The organism is Streptomyces sp. NPDC057428 (assembly GCF_042803195.1).
In the GTDB taxonomy this organism is placed as follows: domain Bacteria; phylum Actinomycetota; class Actinomycetes; order Streptomycetales; family Streptomycetaceae; genus Streptomyces.
Window position 1 is genome coordinate 177,233 of record NZ_JBHVCT010000001.1, and the last position, 15,481, is coordinate 192,713.

Annotated in this window: 16 protein-coding genes; 11 read left to right on the plus strand and 5 right to left on the minus strand. The window is 71.2% G+C overall.

From position 1 onward, the window contains the following. Positions 1–13 precede the first annotated feature (13 nt). Positions 14–928, plus strand: coding sequence for a DUF4429 domain-containing protein (locus ACFU5K_RS00740; RefSeq protein WP_384055009.1), 915 nt, complete (start codon positions 14–16; stop codon positions 926–928). 68 nt (positions 929–996) lie between these two features. On the opposite strand, the gene ACFU5K_RS00745 is transcribed toward ACFU5K_RS00740, so the two are convergent. Both ACFU5K_RS00745 and ACFU5K_RS00750 read right to left on the minus strand, forming a co-directional pair. Continuing rightward, positions 997–2,013 (minus strand): aldo/keto reductase, encoded by a 1,017-nt coding sequence (locus tag ACFU5K_RS00745; RefSeq protein WP_384055011.1) that lies wholly within the window; start codon positions 2,011–2,013, stop codon positions 997–999. 4 nt (positions 2,014–2,017) lie between these two features. Beyond that, positions 2,018–2,473, minus strand: a complete 456-nt coding sequence (locus ACFU5K_RS00750; protein WP_384055014.1) for a MerR family transcriptional regulator — start codon at positions 2,471–2,473, stop codon at positions 2,018–2,020. Positions 2,474–2,549: 76 nt separating this feature from the next. Here ACFU5K_RS00750 and ACFU5K_RS00755 point away from each other — a divergent pair, with 76 nt between their 5' ends. Further along, complete coding sequence (locus ACFU5K_RS00755; RefSeq protein ID WP_384055017.1) at positions 2,550–3,368, plus strand: serine hydrolase domain-containing protein; 819 nt, start codon at positions 2,550–2,552, stop codon at positions 3,366–3,368. Between the two features lie 50 nt (positions 3,369–3,418). Here the strand turns inward: ACFU5K_RS00755 and ACFU5K_RS00760 are convergent, their stop codons facing one another. Beyond that, positions 3,419–4,090, minus strand: coding sequence for a pirin family protein (locus ACFU5K_RS00760; protein WP_384055020.1), 672 nt, complete (start codon positions 4,088–4,090; stop codon positions 3,419–3,421). Between the two features lie 78 nt (positions 4,091–4,168). Here ACFU5K_RS00760 and ACFU5K_RS00765 point away from each other — a divergent pair, with 78 nt between their 5' ends. From ACFU5K_RS00765 to fabF, 5 genes are all read left to right on the plus strand, one after another. After that, entirely contained in the window at positions 4,169–5,368 is a 1,200-nt protein-coding gene (locus ACFU5K_RS00765) for a PucR family transcriptional regulator (protein WP_384055022.1), read from the plus strand. A gap of 89 nt (positions 5,369–5,457) precedes the next feature. Further along, positions 5,458–6,372, plus strand: a complete 915-nt coding sequence (locus ACFU5K_RS00770) for an ACP S-malonyltransferase (RefSeq protein ID WP_384055096.1) — start codon at positions 5,458–5,460, stop codon at positions 6,370–6,372. A 13-nt stretch (positions 6,373–6,385) separates the two neighbouring features. Beyond that, a complete protein-coding gene (locus tag ACFU5K_RS00775) occupies positions 6,386–7,417 on the plus strand; it encodes a ketoacyl-ACP synthase III (protein ID WP_147963269.1) in 1,032 nt (343 codons plus the stop codon). 63 nt (positions 7,418–7,480) lie between these two features. After that, positions 7,481–7,729: an acyl carrier protein gene (locus tag ACFU5K_RS00780; protein WP_384055025.1), complete on the plus strand. Its 249-nt coding sequence runs from the start codon at positions 7,481–7,483 to the stop codon at positions 7,727–7,729. A 79-nt stretch (positions 7,730–7,808) separates the two neighbouring features. Continuing rightward, positions 7,809–9,071 carry a beta-ketoacyl-ACP synthase II gene (gene fabF / locus ACFU5K_RS00785; RefSeq protein ID WP_384055028.1) on the plus strand — a complete coding sequence of 421 codons (1,263 nt, stop codon included), beginning with the start codon at positions 7,809–7,811 and terminating at the stop codon, positions 9,069–9,071. Between the two features lie 436 nt (positions 9,072–9,507). Here the strand turns inward: fabF and ACFU5K_RS00790 are convergent, their stop codons facing one another. Beyond that, complete coding sequence (locus ACFU5K_RS00790) at positions 9,508–10,002, minus strand: DUF3145 domain-containing protein (protein ID WP_384055031.1); 495 nt, start codon at positions 10,000–10,002, stop codon at positions 9,508–9,510. Positions 10,003–10,365: 363 nt separating this feature from the next. Here ACFU5K_RS00790 and ACFU5K_RS00795 point away from each other — a divergent pair, with 363 nt between their 5' ends. Beyond that, complete coding sequence (locus ACFU5K_RS00795; protein ID WP_384055034.1) at positions 10,366–11,277, plus strand: GDSL-type esterase/lipase family protein; 912 nt, start codon at positions 10,366–10,368, stop codon at positions 11,275–11,277. 11 nt (positions 11,278–11,288) lie between these two features. Then, the gene (locus ACFU5K_RS00800; protein WP_384055037.1) at positions 11,289–12,281 is read left to right on the plus strand and encodes an aldose epimerase family protein; all 993 of its coding nucleotides are present in this window, start codon (positions 11,289–11,291) and stop codon (positions 12,279–12,281) included. A 100-nt stretch (positions 12,282–12,381) separates the two neighbouring features. On the opposite strand, the gene ACFU5K_RS00805 is transcribed toward ACFU5K_RS00800, so the two are convergent. Further along, complete coding sequence (locus tag ACFU5K_RS00805) at positions 12,382–13,170, minus strand: EI24 domain-containing protein (protein WP_384055040.1); 789 nt, start codon at positions 13,168–13,170, stop codon at positions 12,382–12,384. A 111-nt stretch (positions 13,171–13,281) separates the two neighbouring features. Here ACFU5K_RS00805 and ACFU5K_RS00810 point away from each other — a divergent pair, with 111 nt between their 5' ends. Continuing rightward, positions 13,282–14,436, plus strand: a complete 1,155-nt coding sequence (locus ACFU5K_RS00810) for a mandelate racemase/muconate lactonizing enzyme family protein (protein ID WP_384055043.1) — start codon at positions 13,282–13,284, stop codon at positions 14,434–14,436. Then, positions 14,433–15,452 carry a zinc-binding dehydrogenase gene (locus ACFU5K_RS00815; RefSeq protein WP_384055045.1) on the plus strand — a complete coding sequence of 340 codons (1,020 nt, stop codon included), beginning with the start codon at positions 14,433–14,435 and terminating at the stop codon, positions 15,450–15,452. Before ACFU5K_RS00810 ends, ACFU5K_RS00815 begins: the two co-directional genes overlap by 4 nt. Positions 15,453–15,481: the final 29 nt, after the last annotated feature.

The following is a 15,481-nucleotide window of genomic DNA, read 5'->3' on the forward strand; positions in this document are numbered from 1 at the left end:
TACGATGAGGCACATGGGTGATGTGCTGGCCGGAATTCATGCCACCTGGGAGTTCGAAACGGACTTCTTGCTCATCCGCTTCCAACGGGGGATCCGCACGCCGAGGCTCTTGCAGAGCCTGCGTGAACGCCGCATTCCGTTCACGGCGTTGTCGTCGGTGTCGCTGACCCCTGGCAAGCGGGGCACGGTGGTTCTGCACGCGGTGCCGAGACCGGGTGCCGATCCGCTGCTGGAGGCCGCGGCAGGGCAGCTCAAGGAGGGCTGTGACCCCTACCGCCTGGTGCTGCCCGCCGAGCGCGAGACGCTCGCCGACTACTACGCCGACGAACTGCGCGCCCTGCTGGGCCCCGAGGCGTCCCGGCCCGCCGAGCGCTTCATGGTGACGGCCCCCGAGGCGCCCATGCACTTCAAGGCGTACGACGGCCGGGCAGGCTTCGACGGGACCCTGGTCTCCTTCCGCTGGTACTGGACGGGCGCGTCGAGCGCCAAGTGGAAGGCGGGCGACCAGACGTTCCCGGTGGCGGACCTGGGCGGGATCGAGTGGCGGTCCCCGGAGGCGTTCGAGGGGTATCTCCGGCTGGTGCCGCGCGGCGCCCTTGCGGATGCCGACGCCGGCGCCCCCGGAGCGGACGCGCCGCCGCACCCGGCCGCGCAGCGCGTGCAGCCGGACCAGGATCCCGCCTCCGTGGTGTTCGGCCTGGGGTACGGGCAGGTCCACGAGTCGCTGCCGTTCGCCGCTGCGGTACTGGAGTCAGTCCGCCGGACCCAGTCGGTACCGGTCGCGACGGCCCCCGTTCCGGTGGGCGGCCGGCGCGACCCGGCGGACATCGCGGAGCGGATGCGCCACCTCGGAGATCTCCACCGGGCGGGTCTGGTCACGGACGCCGAGTACACCGCGAAGAAGACGGAACTGCTCGCCGAGTTGTAGAGCGCCCGGCGGGCTTCGGGAGTCACGGACTCCCCGGCCGCGCGACGTGTACCGAGCGCCCGGGCCGGCTACTCGCGCGCGGTGGCCGTGCTGCTCATGTCCGGGTACCTGTCCCCCGCCACCTGTCCCGCGATGGGCTCCAGCACGTCGAGTTCCTGCCCGGTCAGGTGCAGCCGGGTCGCCCCGACGTTCTCCAGCAGACGGCTGCGCTTGCGGGTGCCGGGGATGGGCACCACGGTCAGGCCGTGGACCTGGGCCCGCTGCTGCACCCAGGCGAGGGCCACCTGAGCGGCGGTCGCGCCGTGGGCGGCCGCGATCTTGTGCAACGGCTCCAGCAGCGCGGCGTTCGACTTCGCGTTCTCGCCGGTGAAGCGGGGCTGGTACCGGCGGAAGTCGCCCTTCGCCAGTTCCTTGCGCGCGTCCGCGAAGGCGCCGGTCAGGAAACCGCGGCCGAGCGGCGAGTACGGGACGACCGTCACCCCGAGCTCGGCGGCGGCGGGAACGGCGCTGCGTTCCACGTCGCGGCTGAAGAGGGACCACTCGGACTGCAGGGCGGCGATCGGATGCACGGCGTACGCCTCGCGCAGTTCCGCCCCGGTCACCTCGCTCAGCCCGATCTGCTTGACCTTGCCCTGCCGCACCAGCTCGGCCATCGCGCCCACCGAGTCGGCGAGCGGCACGTGTGGATCGCGGCGGTGCATGTAGTAGAGGTCGATGACGTCGGTTTCCAGCCGCCGCAGGCTGGCCTCGACCGCCTCACGGATGTACGCCGGGTCGTTGCGCACCCCGCGGTGGCGCGGGTCGTCGGTCCGCTCTATGGCGAACTTCGTGGCCAGCGTGACCTCGTCGCGGTGCGCGCCGGCGAACGGCGCGAGGAAGGTCTCGTTGGCACCGCGGCCGTAGACGTCGGCGGTGTCGAAGAGGGTGACGCCCGACTCCAGGGCGGCTTCCAGGGTGTCCCGGGCCGCCGCCTCGTCGGTCTCCCCGTAGAACTCGCTGATCCCCATGCAGCCGAGGCCCTGCACGCCGATCCGCGGGCCGTCGGTCCCCAGCGTCGTCGTGGCGATCTTTCCGGTGTCGGTCATGTCGTCAGGCCCTTTCCGACGCCGCGCGGGCGCCGCCATAAAAGTCGATCTTGAAGTCGAGTACGGCGAGCGTGCCCTGGAGCTCGGAGATCCGCTCCCTCACGTCACGGCGGGTGGCCTCCAGCAGCTCCTGCCGTTCGGCGAAGGTGTGCTCGCCCTCGCGGACCAGTTCCGCGTACCTGACCATGTCGGCGACCGGCATTCCGGTCAGCCTGAGCTTGCCCACGAAGGCCAGCCAGTCCAGGTCCCGGTTGGTGAAACGGCGCTGGCCCGTGTGCGAGCGGTCGACGTGCGCCATCAGCCCGATCCGCTCGTACCAGCGCAGCGTGTGGGCGGTGAGCCCGCTGAGAGCGACGACCTCGCTGATGGTGTAGCGGTCCTGCCCCGCGGGGCGTGGGTGCGCCTTGGGGGCGGAAGCGCAGGTGTCCGTCCGTGCCGAAGTGCTCTCCATCACCGTCATACCCCCCACGCTAGAACCTTGGAGTGCACTCCAGGCAAGCGCGGTCGGGTGGCGTCCTGCGTTTAGGCTCGTACGCATGCAGAGCCTCGCGATGATCGAGAACTGGCCCGTACCCACCGCGGCAGCCGCCGTGGTCCGCGCGGACGGCACCACGGTGGGCGCCCACGGCCCCACCTCGCACCGCTTCCCGCTGGCCTCGGTCAGCAAGCCGCTCGCGGCGTACGCGGCGCTGGTGGCGTACGAGGAGGGCGCCGTCGAGCTGGACGAGCCGGCCGGCCCCGAGGGCTCCACGGTCCGCCACCTCCTCGCGCACACGAGCGGCCTCGCCTTCGACGAACACCGTGTGACGGCGGCGCCCGGCACCCGGCGGCTGTACTCGAACGCGGGTTTCGAGGTGCTCGGCGACCACATCGCGAAGGCGACCGAGATCCCGTTCCCCGAGTACGTGCGCCTGGCGGTGCTGGAACCGCTGGGCATGTCGGCCACGACGCTGGAGGCCTCCCCCGCCAAGGACGGCGTCTCGACCGTGGACGACCTGGCGCGCTTCGCCGCGGAGGTGCAGGCCCCGCGGCTCCTCGACCCGCGTACGGTGCTGGCCGCGCAGCGCGTCGTCCACCCCGGCCTGAAGGGCGTGCTCCCGGGCTACGGACACCAGAACCCCAACGACTGGGGGCTGGGCTTCGAGATCCGCGACTCAAAGACCCCGCACTGGACCGGGTCCTCGTCCTCCCCCGCCACCTTCGGGCACTTCGGCCAGTCCGGCACCTTCCTGTGGATCGACCCGGCGGCCGGCGCGGCCTGCGTCGCACTGACGGACCGGGCCTTCGGACCGTGGGCGGCCGAGGTCTGGCCGCCGTTCACCGACGCGGTCCTGGCGGAACTCGCCTCCCGCTGAGGAGCGGGGCCGGCCGGGCTCGCGAGAGGGGATCGAACCGGTCCCGGCCCTCACACCGCGGCGAGCTCCCAGACCAGGGTCTCGGCCTGCTCCAGCGCCTCCAGTTCCAGCCCGCTCGACCCGGTGATCCGCGCCGAGTCGCCGGGGCCCAGCTCCTCACCCCCGAGGAGCACCCGCCCCCGTACGACATGGGCGTAGACGCCCACCGCGTCGGGTACGGCGGTGCGTTCGCCCGCGGACTGGCGGCGGACGTGGAGCATCGCACCCGCCTCGGGAAGGGCGTACGGGGTGGAGTCCGCTATCCCGGCGACGTGGGTGTACGCGGGCTCCCCGCCGGGCTCCAGGGGCGCCAGCCACGTCTGAATGAACGTCAGCGGGCCCACCCCGTCGTTGCGTTCGACGTGACGCACCCCTCCGGCCGAGCTGAGGTGCTGGACGTCACCGGCCCGTACGGTGGTGGCGTGCGCGGCCGAGTCCCGGTGGGTGAGCTCGCCCTCCACCACCCAGGTCACGATCTCGGTGTGGCTGTGCGGATGCTCGTCGAAGCCCGCGCCGGGGGCGAGGCGCTCCTCGTTGCATGCCAGGATCGGCCCGAACCGCAGATTGTCCGGTTCGTAGAACCGCCCGAAGGAGAATGCGTGCAGCGTCTCGATGCCCGCGGAGTCACCCGTGGCCGGGTCCCCGCCGCGGAAGCGGTCCCCGGAGCGGCGTACGTCCATCACGCCCCCACGGTATCCCCGGCGAGCGGTCGGCCGCCCCACCCCTCCGGGTCCGTGTCCCGATAAGGCAGTCTTGTGTGCGTGCCCCGACCCGATCCTGAGCAGCCCGCCGCGAACGACGCCCATCTCCACGCCGCGACCCTGAAACGCCTGGAGCAGTCCTCCGGCAGGCTGGCAGCCAACGCCATCGCCCGCATGGACGAGGCTCTGCCGTGGTACCGGGCGATGCCCCCGGAGAACCGGTCCTGGATCGGCCTGGTCGCCCAGGCCGGCATCGCCGCGTTCACGGAGTGGTTCCGCCACCCGGAGACGCCGCAGGCGATCTCCACCGACGTGTTCGGCACCGCGCCACGTGAGCTGACCAGGGCCATCACCCTGCGCCAGACCGTGGAGATGGTGCGTACGACGATCGAGGTCATGGAGGCCGCGATCGACGAGGTCGCGGCACCGGGCGACGAGTCGGTGCTGCGCGAGGCCCTGCTCGTCTACGCGCGCGAGATCGCCTTCGCCACCGCCCAGGTGTACGCACAGGCCGCCGAGGCCCGTGGTGCGTGGGACGCCCGGCTGGAGTCGCTGGTCGTGAACGCGGTGCTGTCCGGCGAGGCGGACGAGGGCGCCGTCTCCCGCGCGGCCGCGCTCGGCTGGAACTCCCCCGAGCACGTCTGCGTCGTGCTCGGCACCGCCCCCGAAGGCGACAGCGAGCTCACCGTGGAGGCCATCCGGCGGGCCGCGAGGCACGCGAAGCTCCAGGTCCTGACAGGCGTGCTCGGCCACCGCCTGGTCGTGATCGCCGGTGGCAGCGACAACCCGCTGAACGTGGCAAAGTCGCTGATCGGCCCGTACGCGGCCGGTCCCGTCGTCGCCGGGCCGGTGGTGCCGGACCTGCTCGCGGCCACCCGGTCCGCGCAGGCGGCCGCGGCCGGTCTCAAAGCTTGTTCGGCGTGGCAGGACGCGCCGCGCCCCGTGTTGTCGGACGATCTCCTTCCGGAGCGCGCGATGGCGGGTGACCCCGCCGCACGCGATCAGCTGGTGGAGGAGATCTACAGACCGCTCGAAGAAGCGGGTTCGGCACTTCTGGAGACGTTGAGTGTGTATCTCGAGCAGGCGAGCAGTCTGGAGGGCGCTGCCAGGATGCTGTTCGTGCACCCCAATACCGTGCGCTACCGGCTGCGACGTGTGACCGACGTCACCGGGTGGTCACCCTCGGACGTGCGTTCCGCGTTCACGCTGCGGATCGCCCTCATCCTGGGGCGCTTGGCCGACGGAGGCTCCCAGCTCTAGACTTTTGTCGAACTTCAACAATTCCCCTGACGGTTCTTCGTCCCTGTCCCCACGGGCGTCCGGGGCCGTCCACAAGAGAGAGTGTGAGGGTGCTCGTACTCGTCGCTCCCGGCCAAGGCGCTCAGACGCCCGGCTTCCTGACTCCATGGCTCGAACTCCCCGGTGCCGCAGACCGCATCGCGGGATGGTCCGAGGCCATCGGGCTCGACCTTGCCCACTACGGCACGAAGGCGGACGCGGACGAGATCCGCGACACCGCGGTGGCACAGCCACTGCTGGTCGCCGCCGGTCTCCTCTCGGCCGCCGCCCTGGACGCCTCCCCCGATGTCGTCGCGGGCCACAGCGTCGGTGAGATCACCGCCGCCACGCTCGCCGGCGTCATCGAGGACGAGGCGGCGCTCCGTTTCGTACGCACCCGGGGGCTCGGCATGGCCGAGGCCGCCGCGATCACCGAGACGGGCATGGCCGCGCTCCTCGGCGGCGACCCCGAGGTGACGGTGCCGCACCTGGAGAAGCTGGGGCTCACCCCGGCCAACGTCAACGGCGGCGGGCAGATCGTCGCCGCCGGCACCGCCGCACAGATCGCGGCCCTTGTCGATGACATGCCCGAAGGCGTCCGCCGGGTGGTTCCCCTCAAGGTGGCGGGCGCGTTCCACACGCGCCACATGGCTCCGGCCGTGGACAGGCTGCGTGAGGCCGCCGCCTCCCTGAAGGTCACCGACCCGAAGGTGACGTACGTGTCGAACGCCGACGGGAAGACCGTCGCCACCGGCGACGAGGTCATCTCGCGGCTCGTCGGCCAGGTCGCCAACCCGGTCCGGTGGGACCTGTGCATGGAGACCTTCAAGGCCCTCGGTGTCACGGCCGTCGTCGAGGCCGCGCCCGGTGGCACGCTGGTCGGGCTCGCCAAGCGCGCGCTGCCCGGTGTGAAGACCCTCGCGCTCAAGACCCCCGACGACCTCGACGCCGCCCGCGCGCTCATCTCCGAGCACGCGGGTGCCTAAGGAGCCCGCGAGCATGTCGAAGATCAAGCCCAGCAAGGGCGCCCCGTACGCACGGATCATGGGTGTCGGCGGCTACCGCCCGACCCGTGTCGTGCCCAACGAGGTGATCCTCGAGACGATCGACTCGTCCGACGAGTGGATCCGCTCCCGCTCCGGCATCGCCACCCGGCACTGGGCCTCCGACGAGGAGACCGTGTCGATGATGTCCGTGGAGGCCTCCGGCAAGGCGATCGCGGACGCCGGGATCACTCCCGAGCAGATCGGCGGAGTCATCGTCTCCACCGTCTCGCACTTCAAGCAGACCCCCGCCGTCGCGACCGACATCGCGCACCGGATCGGCGCGGGCAAGCCCGCCGCCTTCGACATCTCGGCCGGCTGCGCGGGCTTCGGCTACGGCCTCACCCTCGCCAAGGGCATGATCGTCGAGGGCTCGGCGGAATACGTACTCGTGATCGGCGTCGAACGGCTCAGCGACCTCACCGACCTGGAGGACCGCGCGACGGCCTTCCTCTTCGGCGACGGCGCGGGCGCGGTCGTGGTCGGCCCGTCACAGGACCCGGCCATCGGCCCCACGGTCTGGGGGTCCGAGGGCGACAAGTCCGAGACGATCAAGCAGACCGTGGCGTGGAACGACTTCCACATCGGCGACGTCTCGAACCTGCCGCTCAACGAGCGGGGCGAGGTCAAGTTCCCGGCCATCACCCAGGAGGGCCAGGCGGTCTTCCGCTGGGCCGTCTTCGAGATGGCCAAGGTCGCCCAGCAGGCGCTGGAAGCGGCCGGGATCTCGCCGGAAGACCTGGATGTCTTCATCCCGCACCAGGCCAACATGCGGATCATCGACTCGATGGTGAAGACACTCAAGCTGCCGGAGCACGTCACGGTCGCCCGTGACGTGGAAACCACCGGCAACACGTCGGCCGCCTCGATTCCGCTCGCTATGGAGCGGCTTCTGGCGACCGGCCAGGCAAAGAGCGGCGACACGGCGCTCATCATCGGCTTCGGGGCGGGTCTCGTCTACGCCGCGACGGTCGTTACCCTCCCCTAGGCACACCGGACCTTTCGGTCCGCACGCCCGAACCCTGCAGAAACACATCGAAGGAGCGCCAACATGGCCGCCACTCAGGAAGAGATCGTCATCGGTCTCGCCGAGATCGTCAACGAGATCGCCGGTATCCCGGTCGAGGACGTCCAGCTGGACAAGTCCTTCACCGACGACCTGGACGTCGACTCGCTGTCCATGGTCGAGGTCGTCGTCGCCGCCGAAGAGCGCTTCGACGTCAAGATCCCCGACGAGGACGTCAAGAACCTCAAGACGGTCGGCGACGCCGCCGAGTACATCCTGAAGCACCAGGGCTGATCCCAGCCCGTTCCGTGTGTCGCCACCCGGCGGTGGCGCCGCTGATTCACGACCCTCTACACGTGGAGAAGATTTTCCAGTGAGCCCGACCAATCGCACCGTGGTCGTCACCGGTATCGGCGCAACCACTCCGCTGGGTGGCGACTCCGCATCGACCTGGGAAGGTCTGATGGCCGGTCGCTCCGGCGTCAAGCCTCTCGAGGGCGAACGTTTCGCCGAACTGCCTGTCCGGATCGCCGCCCTCGCGGCCGTCGACCCGAGCGAGGTTCTGCCTCGCCCGCTCGCCCGCAAGCTGGACCGCTCGGCGCAGTTCGCGCTGATCGCGGCCCGCGAGGCGTGGGCGGACGCCGGCTTCACCGGCAAGGCCGGTGAAGACGAGAAGATCCGGCCCGAGCGCCTGGGCTCGGTCATCGCCTCCGGCATCGGCGGCGTGATCACCCTGCTCGACCAGTACGACGTGCTGAAGGAGAAGGGCGTACGCCGCGTCTCCCCGCACACCGTTCCCATGCTCATGCCCAACGGCCCGGCTGCCAACGTCGGCCTGGAGGTCAACGCCCAGGCGGGCGTCCACACGCCCGTCTCCGCCTGCGCGTCGGGTGCCGAAGCCATCGGCTACGCCGTCGAGATGATCCGCACCGGCCGTGCCGACGTGGTCGTCGCAGGCGGCACCGAGGCGGCGATCCATCCGCTGCCGATCGCGGCGTTCGCCAACATGATGGCGATGTCCAAGAGCAACGACGAGCCCGAGAAGGCCTCACGTCCGTACGACACCGGCCGGGACGGCTTCGTCCTCGGCGAGGGTGCCGGCGTCGTGATCCTGGAGTCCGCGGAGCACGCCGCCGCACGGGGCGCCAAGGTCTACTGCGAGGTGCTGGGCCAGGGGCTCTCGGCCGACGCCCACCACATCGCGCAGCCCGAGCCCAGCGGGCGCGGGATCGCCGCCGCGATGCGCAACCTGCTGGACTCCACGGACCTGAAGCCGTCCGAGGTCGTGCACCTGAACGCGCACGCCACGTCCACGCCCCAGGGCGACATCGCCGAGATCAAGGCGCTGCGCCAGGTGCTGGGCGAGGACCTGGACCACGTCGCCATCTCCGCCACGAAGTCGATGACGGGTCACCTGCTGGGTGGCGCGGGCGGTATCGAGACCGTGGCGACCGTGCTGGCGCTGCGGAACCGGATGGCGCCGCCCACGATCAACGTCGACGACCTCGACGCGGACGTCGACGCCGACATCGTGCGTGGTGAGCCGCGGGCGCTGCCCGAGGGCTCGATCGCCGCGATCAACAACTCGTTCGGCTTCGGCGGCCACAACGTGGTGCTGGCGTTCCGTTCGGTCTGACCCGCTGATCATCTGCTGATCCTGCCGCGAGGCCCGCTTCCCGAACCGGGAGGCGGGCCTCGCGCATGTGCGCGCGGTCCGTCGCCCAGGGCCGGGGGACGGACCGCCTCGCGGGACAACACCAACGACCGCATGGCCGGAGCCGAAGGAAAGACATGCACACGACGATCACCCCGTTCACGCTCGCGCCCTGGAAGGAGAAACAGCCTGTCGGGCGCAAGAAGTCCGGGTGGTGTACCCGGCGGGCAGGGACGTGCCCAACGCGCTGGTCACGGAGGTGCGCCGAATCCCAGGCCTGAGCCACTACCAAGTGCGTGCGTATGCCTTTGTTCGACATTTCCCGGTCCCGCTTCAGGCTGGCCGACGGGCACCTGATCGTGGCCGCCGAGCTTTCAGCACCGTCTGCCTCGAGGCCGGGGCCCGCCGGCGGCTCCCGTCACACCACCTGGTGCAGCCACCGCACGGGCGCGCCCTCGCCCGCGTGGCGGAAGGACTCCAGCTCGTCGTCCCACGGCTTGCCCAGGAGCCCCGCGACCTCGGCCTCCAGGTCCGACTCGCCGCGCAGGGACCGGGCCAGCGCTGCCCGCAGCCGGTCCTCGGGGATCAGGATGTCACCGTGCATGCCGGTGACGGCGTGGAAGATGCCGAGGCCGGGCGTGGAGCTGTAGCGCTCGCCCTCGGCCGTGGGGCAGGGCTCGGCCGTCACCTCGAAGCGCAGCATGTCCCAGCCGCGGAGGGCGGAGGCCAGCTCCGAGGCCGTACCCGCGCGGCCCTTCCACGAGAATTCGGACCGCCATGTGCCGGGCGAGGCCGGCTGTCTGATCCAGTCGAGCTGGACCCGCACACCGAGTACACCCGCTACCGCCCATTCGACGTGTGGGCACAGCGCGCGCGGTGCGGAGTGAACGTACAGGACTCCACGTGTCGTCACCGGGACCTCCAGTGTGGGACGAGGTTCGCCTTCCCCAGCGGCCTCGCGCCCGTACCGCCTCTTCCCGGCCGGCTCCCGAGGTTGTCTTCAGTAAACAGCATCGGGAGTTAATCTCCTGAAAAGGGACAGTATGTGACGTGAGATAACTTACCGGGCCCCGCCGATTCATACGCGGGCCGGTCGGGCGCCACTGGTTCGACGGGGAAAAGCTACCGTGCGCCGGGGCCGGGCGTGTGACGTACCGTCGGTCCCGGGCCCGTGATTCGCTCAGCATTCACCCGCGAGGGCGCGCGGGCCCGCCACCTGGGGCTGTCCGGTCGTGCCAGGGGCACAATCACCCGTGTGGCCGGAGGGGAGACAGTCATGCCCGAGCGTTCGACACGCCGCCGCGGCGGCGGCCGCGGGGCCACTCTGACGGCGGTAGCGCTCGTCGCGGGCGTCGCGCTCGCGGGATGCTCGTCCTCCGGTCAGGGCGGAGCCGCTCCGAGCGCGGCGGGGCCGCGAAGCCCCTCCCCGTCCCCTGCGTGGGACGCGAGCCCCGCATCCGTCGCGGCCGTCGGGGACTCCATCACGAGGGGCTTCGACGCCTGCTCGGTGCTGGCCGACTGCCCGGAGGTGTCCTGGGCCACCGGGTCCGACACCTCGGTGCGGAGCCTCGCCGTACGCCTTCTGGGGGCCTCGAAGGCGGCGTCGCACAGCTGGAACCACGCGGTGTCCGGCGCGAGGATGGCGCAGCTGCCGGAGCAGATGGCGCTGGCCGCGAAGGAGGACCCCGCACTCGTCACCGTGATGATCGGCGCGAACGACGCCTGCCGTGACTCGGTGCGGCTGATGACCCCGGTGGCGGATTTCCGGGCGTCGTTCGAAGCCTCGGTCCGACAGTTGCGCGCCGCCGCCCCGAAGGCGCAGCTGTACGTCTCCAGCGTCCCGGACCTCAAGCGGCTCTGGTCGACCGGGCGCGCGAACCCGCTCGGCAAGCAGATCTGGAAGCTGGGGATCTGCCGGTCGATGCTGAGCGACGCGGACGACATGGGCGCGGCCGCCGTCGCGCGGCGCGATGCGGTGCGGAAGCGGGTCGTCGCGTACAACGAGGTGCTGCGGGACGTCTGCGCCGGGGACGAGCTGTGCCGTGACGACGGCGGGGCGGTCTTCGACTACCGCTTCACCGGGAAGCAGCTCAGCGAGTGGGACTGGTTCCATCCGGGCCGCAACGGCCAGGCCAGGCTGGCCGAGATCGCTTACCGCAATGTCACCGCGTCCGGACCGCCCGCGTAAGGTCCTTGATCGTGACGACGGGTACAGCGGTACGCAGTGAAGACTTCTCCACCCTCGCCGACGGCACGCCGGTCCGGCGCTGGACGCTGGAGCGCGAGGGCACGCGGGTGCGTGTGCTGACGTACGGCGCCGTGGTGCAGTCGGTGGAGGTGCCCGGCAGGGACGGCGACCGGGCGGAGGTGGTCCTGGGGCTGCCGGACGTCACGGGGTACGAGAAGCACGCGGGTCCGTACTTCGGCGCCGTGGTCGGCCGGTACGCGAACCGGATCGCGGGCGGCTCCTTCGTCCTGGACGGGCATACGCACCGGGTCTCGCGGAACGAGGGCCGCAACACGCTGCACGGCGGTGAGCGCGGCTTCGACAGGCGCGTCTGGGATTCCGAGGAGGTGCCGGACGGTGTGCGGCTCACCTTGGTCGCGCGGGACGGCGAGGAGGGCTTCCCGGGACGCCTCGTGGTCGTCGTGACCTACACCCTGGACGTGGACGGCGCGCTGCGGATCGGCTACCGGGCGACGACGGACGCGCCGACCGTGCTGAACCTGACGAACCACAGCTACTGGAACCTGGCCGGGGCGGACAGCGGCAGCGCCCTGGGACACGAACTGCGACTGGCGGCCGGGCGGATCACGCCGGCGGACGCCGAGTCGGTCCCCACGGGGGAGTTCGTTTCGGTGGAGGGGACCCGTTTCGACTTCCGGGAGCCGAAGCCGGTGGGTCCCGGCTACGACACCAACTTCGTGTTGGAGGAGACCGGCGGGGAGCCGGTGGCCGAGCTGCACGACCCCGCGTCCGGGCGCCTGCTGACGGTCCGTACGACGGAGCCGGGGCTCCAGCTGTACACCGCCGACCACCTCGGCGGTGACCCGTTCGTGCCGTGCGCCGGGATCGCGCTGGAGACACAGCACTTCCCGGACTCGCCGAACCGCCCGGGGTTCCCGAGCACCGTGCTGCGTCCGGGCGAGGAGTTCGTCTCGACGACGGTGTACGGCTTCTCCGTGCGCTGACGCCGCGGCCGGAGCCTCAGAGCCTGTCGGGTGACCTCTGATCGGGCGGTCACGCACCGGACCGCGCCCGCTTTCCGATCGAGGGCCACCCGACAGGCTCTCAGCCCTTGTGCAGCGAGTGCGGGGCGGGCGCCGGCTCGGGGGCGGCGGGTGGCGGCGCGGTGAGGTCGCGGACCAGCAGCGTCGCGCCGGCGACGGCGCCCGGCATCAGGAACACGGCGACGAGCGGGACCACGAAGGCGAGCGCGAGCGGGACGCCGAAGCCGAGGACCATCATCCGGCGGCCGCGCAGCAGCACGAGCCGGTCCTTCAGGACCGTGCCGCGGCGCTGGAGGGCGACGGCGGTGAGCTCCTCGGCGAGGAAGTAGCCGGTGACGCAGAAGCCGAGTGCGGGGATCACGGTCTGCCCGATGACGGGGACGAATCCGAGGGCGAAGAGCAGCACCCCGTAGAACGCGACGCGCAGCAGGATGCGGACGGAGTCGCGGGCGGAGATCCAGAGCTCCCGCCAGAGCGGCAGGCCCGACTCGGGCACCTCGCCGCCCTCGCTGCGGTCGACCTCCTCGGAGAGCGACTCGTAGAACGGCTGGCCCACCAGGAGGGTCACGGCGGTGAACGTGATCACCGCGAGGAACAGTCCGAGTACGAAGACCAGGACGACCAGGGTGTTGCGCAGGAGACCCCGCCAGGGCGAGGACCAGTCGTCGGCGAACGGTGTGACCCATCCGGCGAAGTCATCGGCACCGTAGCCGAGTCCGACGAGCGCGCCCGCGTAGACGACGAGGGTGATCAGCGCCGGCAGGAGACCGAAGCCGAACCAGCGGCCGTGCCCGAAGGCCCAGCGTTGCCCCTTTATCAAGTACCCGAAACCCGCCCCGAGATCACTCATGGCGTCAGCGTACTTGCGCGAACCATTGACACCGCCCCTGGCCCGTCATTACGGTCACGCCAGCATTTCGAACGAGTGACGAAATACCGAACACCACGAGAGGCAACACCCGTGCGCATCACCGGAATCAGCACGCATGTCGTCGGCACGCCGTGGCGGAACCTCACCTACGTCCAGGTCCACACCGACGAGGGCCTCACCGGTGTCGGTGAGACCCGGATGCTGGGCCGCACCGACGCGCTGCTCGGCTATCTGCGGGAGGCCACGGCCAACCACATCGCCGGGTCCGACCCGTTCGCGGTCGAGGACCTCGTCAAGCGGATGAAGTACGGCGACTACGGGCGGGCCGGGGAGATCGTGATGTCCGGCATCGCGGTCGTCGAGATGGCCTGCTGGGACATCAAGGGCAAGGCGCTCGGCGTCCCGGTGTGGCAGCTGCTCGGCGGGAAGGTCACCGACCGGGTCAAGGCGTACGCCAACGGCTGGTACACCACGGAGCGGACCCCGGAGGCGTACCACAAGGCGGCGCAGGGCGTCGTGGAGCGCGGTTACCGGGCGCTGAAGATCGACCCCTTCGGTACGGGCCACTTCGAGCTCGGCCAGGAGGAGACGCGCTACGCGGTGTCCCTCATCGAGGCCGTGCGGGACGCCATCGGGCCCGACACCGAGCTGATGCTGGAGATGCACGGACGTTTCAGCCCGTCGACGGCGGTGCGGATCGCCCGCGAGATGGCGCCGTTCCGTCCGGCCTGGCTGGAGGAGCCGGTGCCGCCGGAGAACCTCAAGGCGCTCGCGAAGGTCGCGGAGAAGGTCGACCTGCCGATCGCGACCGGTGAGCGCATCCACGACCGGATCGAGTTCCGCGAGCTGTTCGAGTCCCAGGCGGCCGACATCATCCAGCCGGACGTCGGTCACATCGGCGGCATCCTGGAGACCCGCAAGCTCGCGGCGACGGCGGAGACCCACTACACGCTGATCGCGCCGCACAACGTGGGCGGTTCGGTGCTGACCGCGGCCAGCCTCCAGGTCGCCGGCTGCACGCCCAACTTCAAGATCCTCGAACACTTCAACGACTTCGCGGACGCCGACATCAAGAAGGTCGTCAAGGGCGCTCCCGCCGTCGACCCCGCCACCGGCTGCTTCGAACTCTCCGACGCCCCCGGGCTCGGCGTGGAGCTGGACGTGGACGCGGCGGCGGAGTTCCCGCAGCAGCAGGCGCGGTTCGACCTGTGGGCGGACGGCTGGGAGAAGAGGCAGCCCAAGTGAGCCTCGTGTCACGCTCGTTGGTCGTCGAGCGGCCCGGCAGCCACCGGCTGTCCGAGGGGCCTGTCCCGGAGCCGGGTCCCGGCGAGGTCCGGGTGCGCGTCGCCGCGGCCGGGATCTGCATGAGCGACCGCGAGCTGTACGACGGCCACCGCGATCCGGATTATGTGCGCTACCCCGTGGTGCCGGGACACGAGTGGTCCGGGACGGTCGACGCCGTCGGCAAGGGCGTCGACCCCGCGCTGGAAGGACGGCGCACCGTCGCCGAGGGCTTCCGGGCCTGCGGGCGCTGCGAGCGGTGCCGGTACGGCGAGACGTCCCTGTGCACGACGGGCTACGACGAGACGGGGTTCACCCGGCCCGGCGCGTTCGCCGACCATGTGGTCGTCCCCGCCCGGCTGCTCCACCCGCTGGCCGACGACGCGGACCTGCGGGCCGCCGCGCTGCTGGAACCGGCCGCGGTGATCGCGGCCGCGGTGCGGGCCGGGGCCCCGGAGCCCGGTGAGCGGATCGCCGTGCTGGGCGCGGGCACGCTCGGGCTGCTCGCGGTCCAGTTTCTGGCAGCGGTGTCGCCCGCCGAGCTCACGGTGATCGACCCGAGGGAGCAACGTGCCTCCCGGGCAATGGACTTCGGAGCGGACCAGGCCCTCGGACCCAAGGAAGCGGAGGAGGTCCGGGGACGCTATGACCTGGTCGTGGAGACGGCCGGGGCGCCTTCCACCGCCGCGGACGCGTGCCTGCTGGCGCGCCGCGGGGGGCGGGTCGTGCTGACCGGGATGTTCACCCCGGGTGCCGTGGGGATCGACCCGGTGCATCTGTCGCTCAGCCAGCTCACCGTGCGCAGCGTGTTCGGGGCGCCGTCGGCGGCCTGGTCCCACGCCGTGCGGGCGTTCACGGCCGGGCTGCTCGATCCGGCACCGCTGATCACCCACGAGTTCCCGCTCGACCGGTTCGCCGAAGCCGTGGCACTGGTGGGGTCCGGGGCTCCGGACACCGGGAAGGTACTGCTGCGGCCCTGACCGCCCCTGATCCGTGCGCCGGTACGGCG

What these genes read in the sequence shown, in the direction of transcription:
- ACFU5K_RS00775 (WP_147963269.1), top strand. Translation starts at nt 6,386, where the DNA reads ATGTCGAAGATCAAGCCCAGCAAGGGCGCCCCGTACGCACGGATCATG.
- ACFU5K_RS00795 (WP_384055034.1), top strand. Translation starts at nt 10,366, where the DNA reads ATGCCCGAGCGTTCGACACGCCGCCGCGGCGGCGGCCGCGGGGCCACT.
- ACFU5K_RS00750 (WP_384055014.1), bottom strand. Translation starts at nt 2,473, where the DNA reads ATGACGGTGATGGAGAGCACTTCGGCACGGACGGACACCTGCGCTTCC.
- ACFU5K_RS00745 (WP_384055011.1), bottom strand. Translation starts at nt 2,013, where the DNA reads ATGACCGACACCGGAAAGATCGCCACGACGACGCTGGGGACCGACGGC.
- ACFU5K_RS00780 (WP_384055025.1), top strand. Translation starts at nt 7,481, where the DNA reads ATGGCCGCCACTCAGGAAGAGATCGTCATCGGTCTCGCCGAGATCGTC.
- ACFU5K_RS00805 (WP_384055040.1), bottom strand. Translation starts at nt 13,170, where the DNA reads ATGAGTGATCTCGGGGCGGGTTTCGGGTACTTGATAAAGGGGCAACGC.
- ACFU5K_RS00740 (WP_384055009.1), top strand. Translation starts at nt 14, where the DNA reads ATGGGTGATGTGCTGGCCGGAATTCATGCCACCTGGGAGTTCGAAACG.
- ACFU5K_RS00755 (WP_384055017.1), top strand. Translation starts at nt 2,550, where the DNA reads ATGCAGAGCCTCGCGATGATCGAGAACTGGCCCGTACCCACCGCGGCA.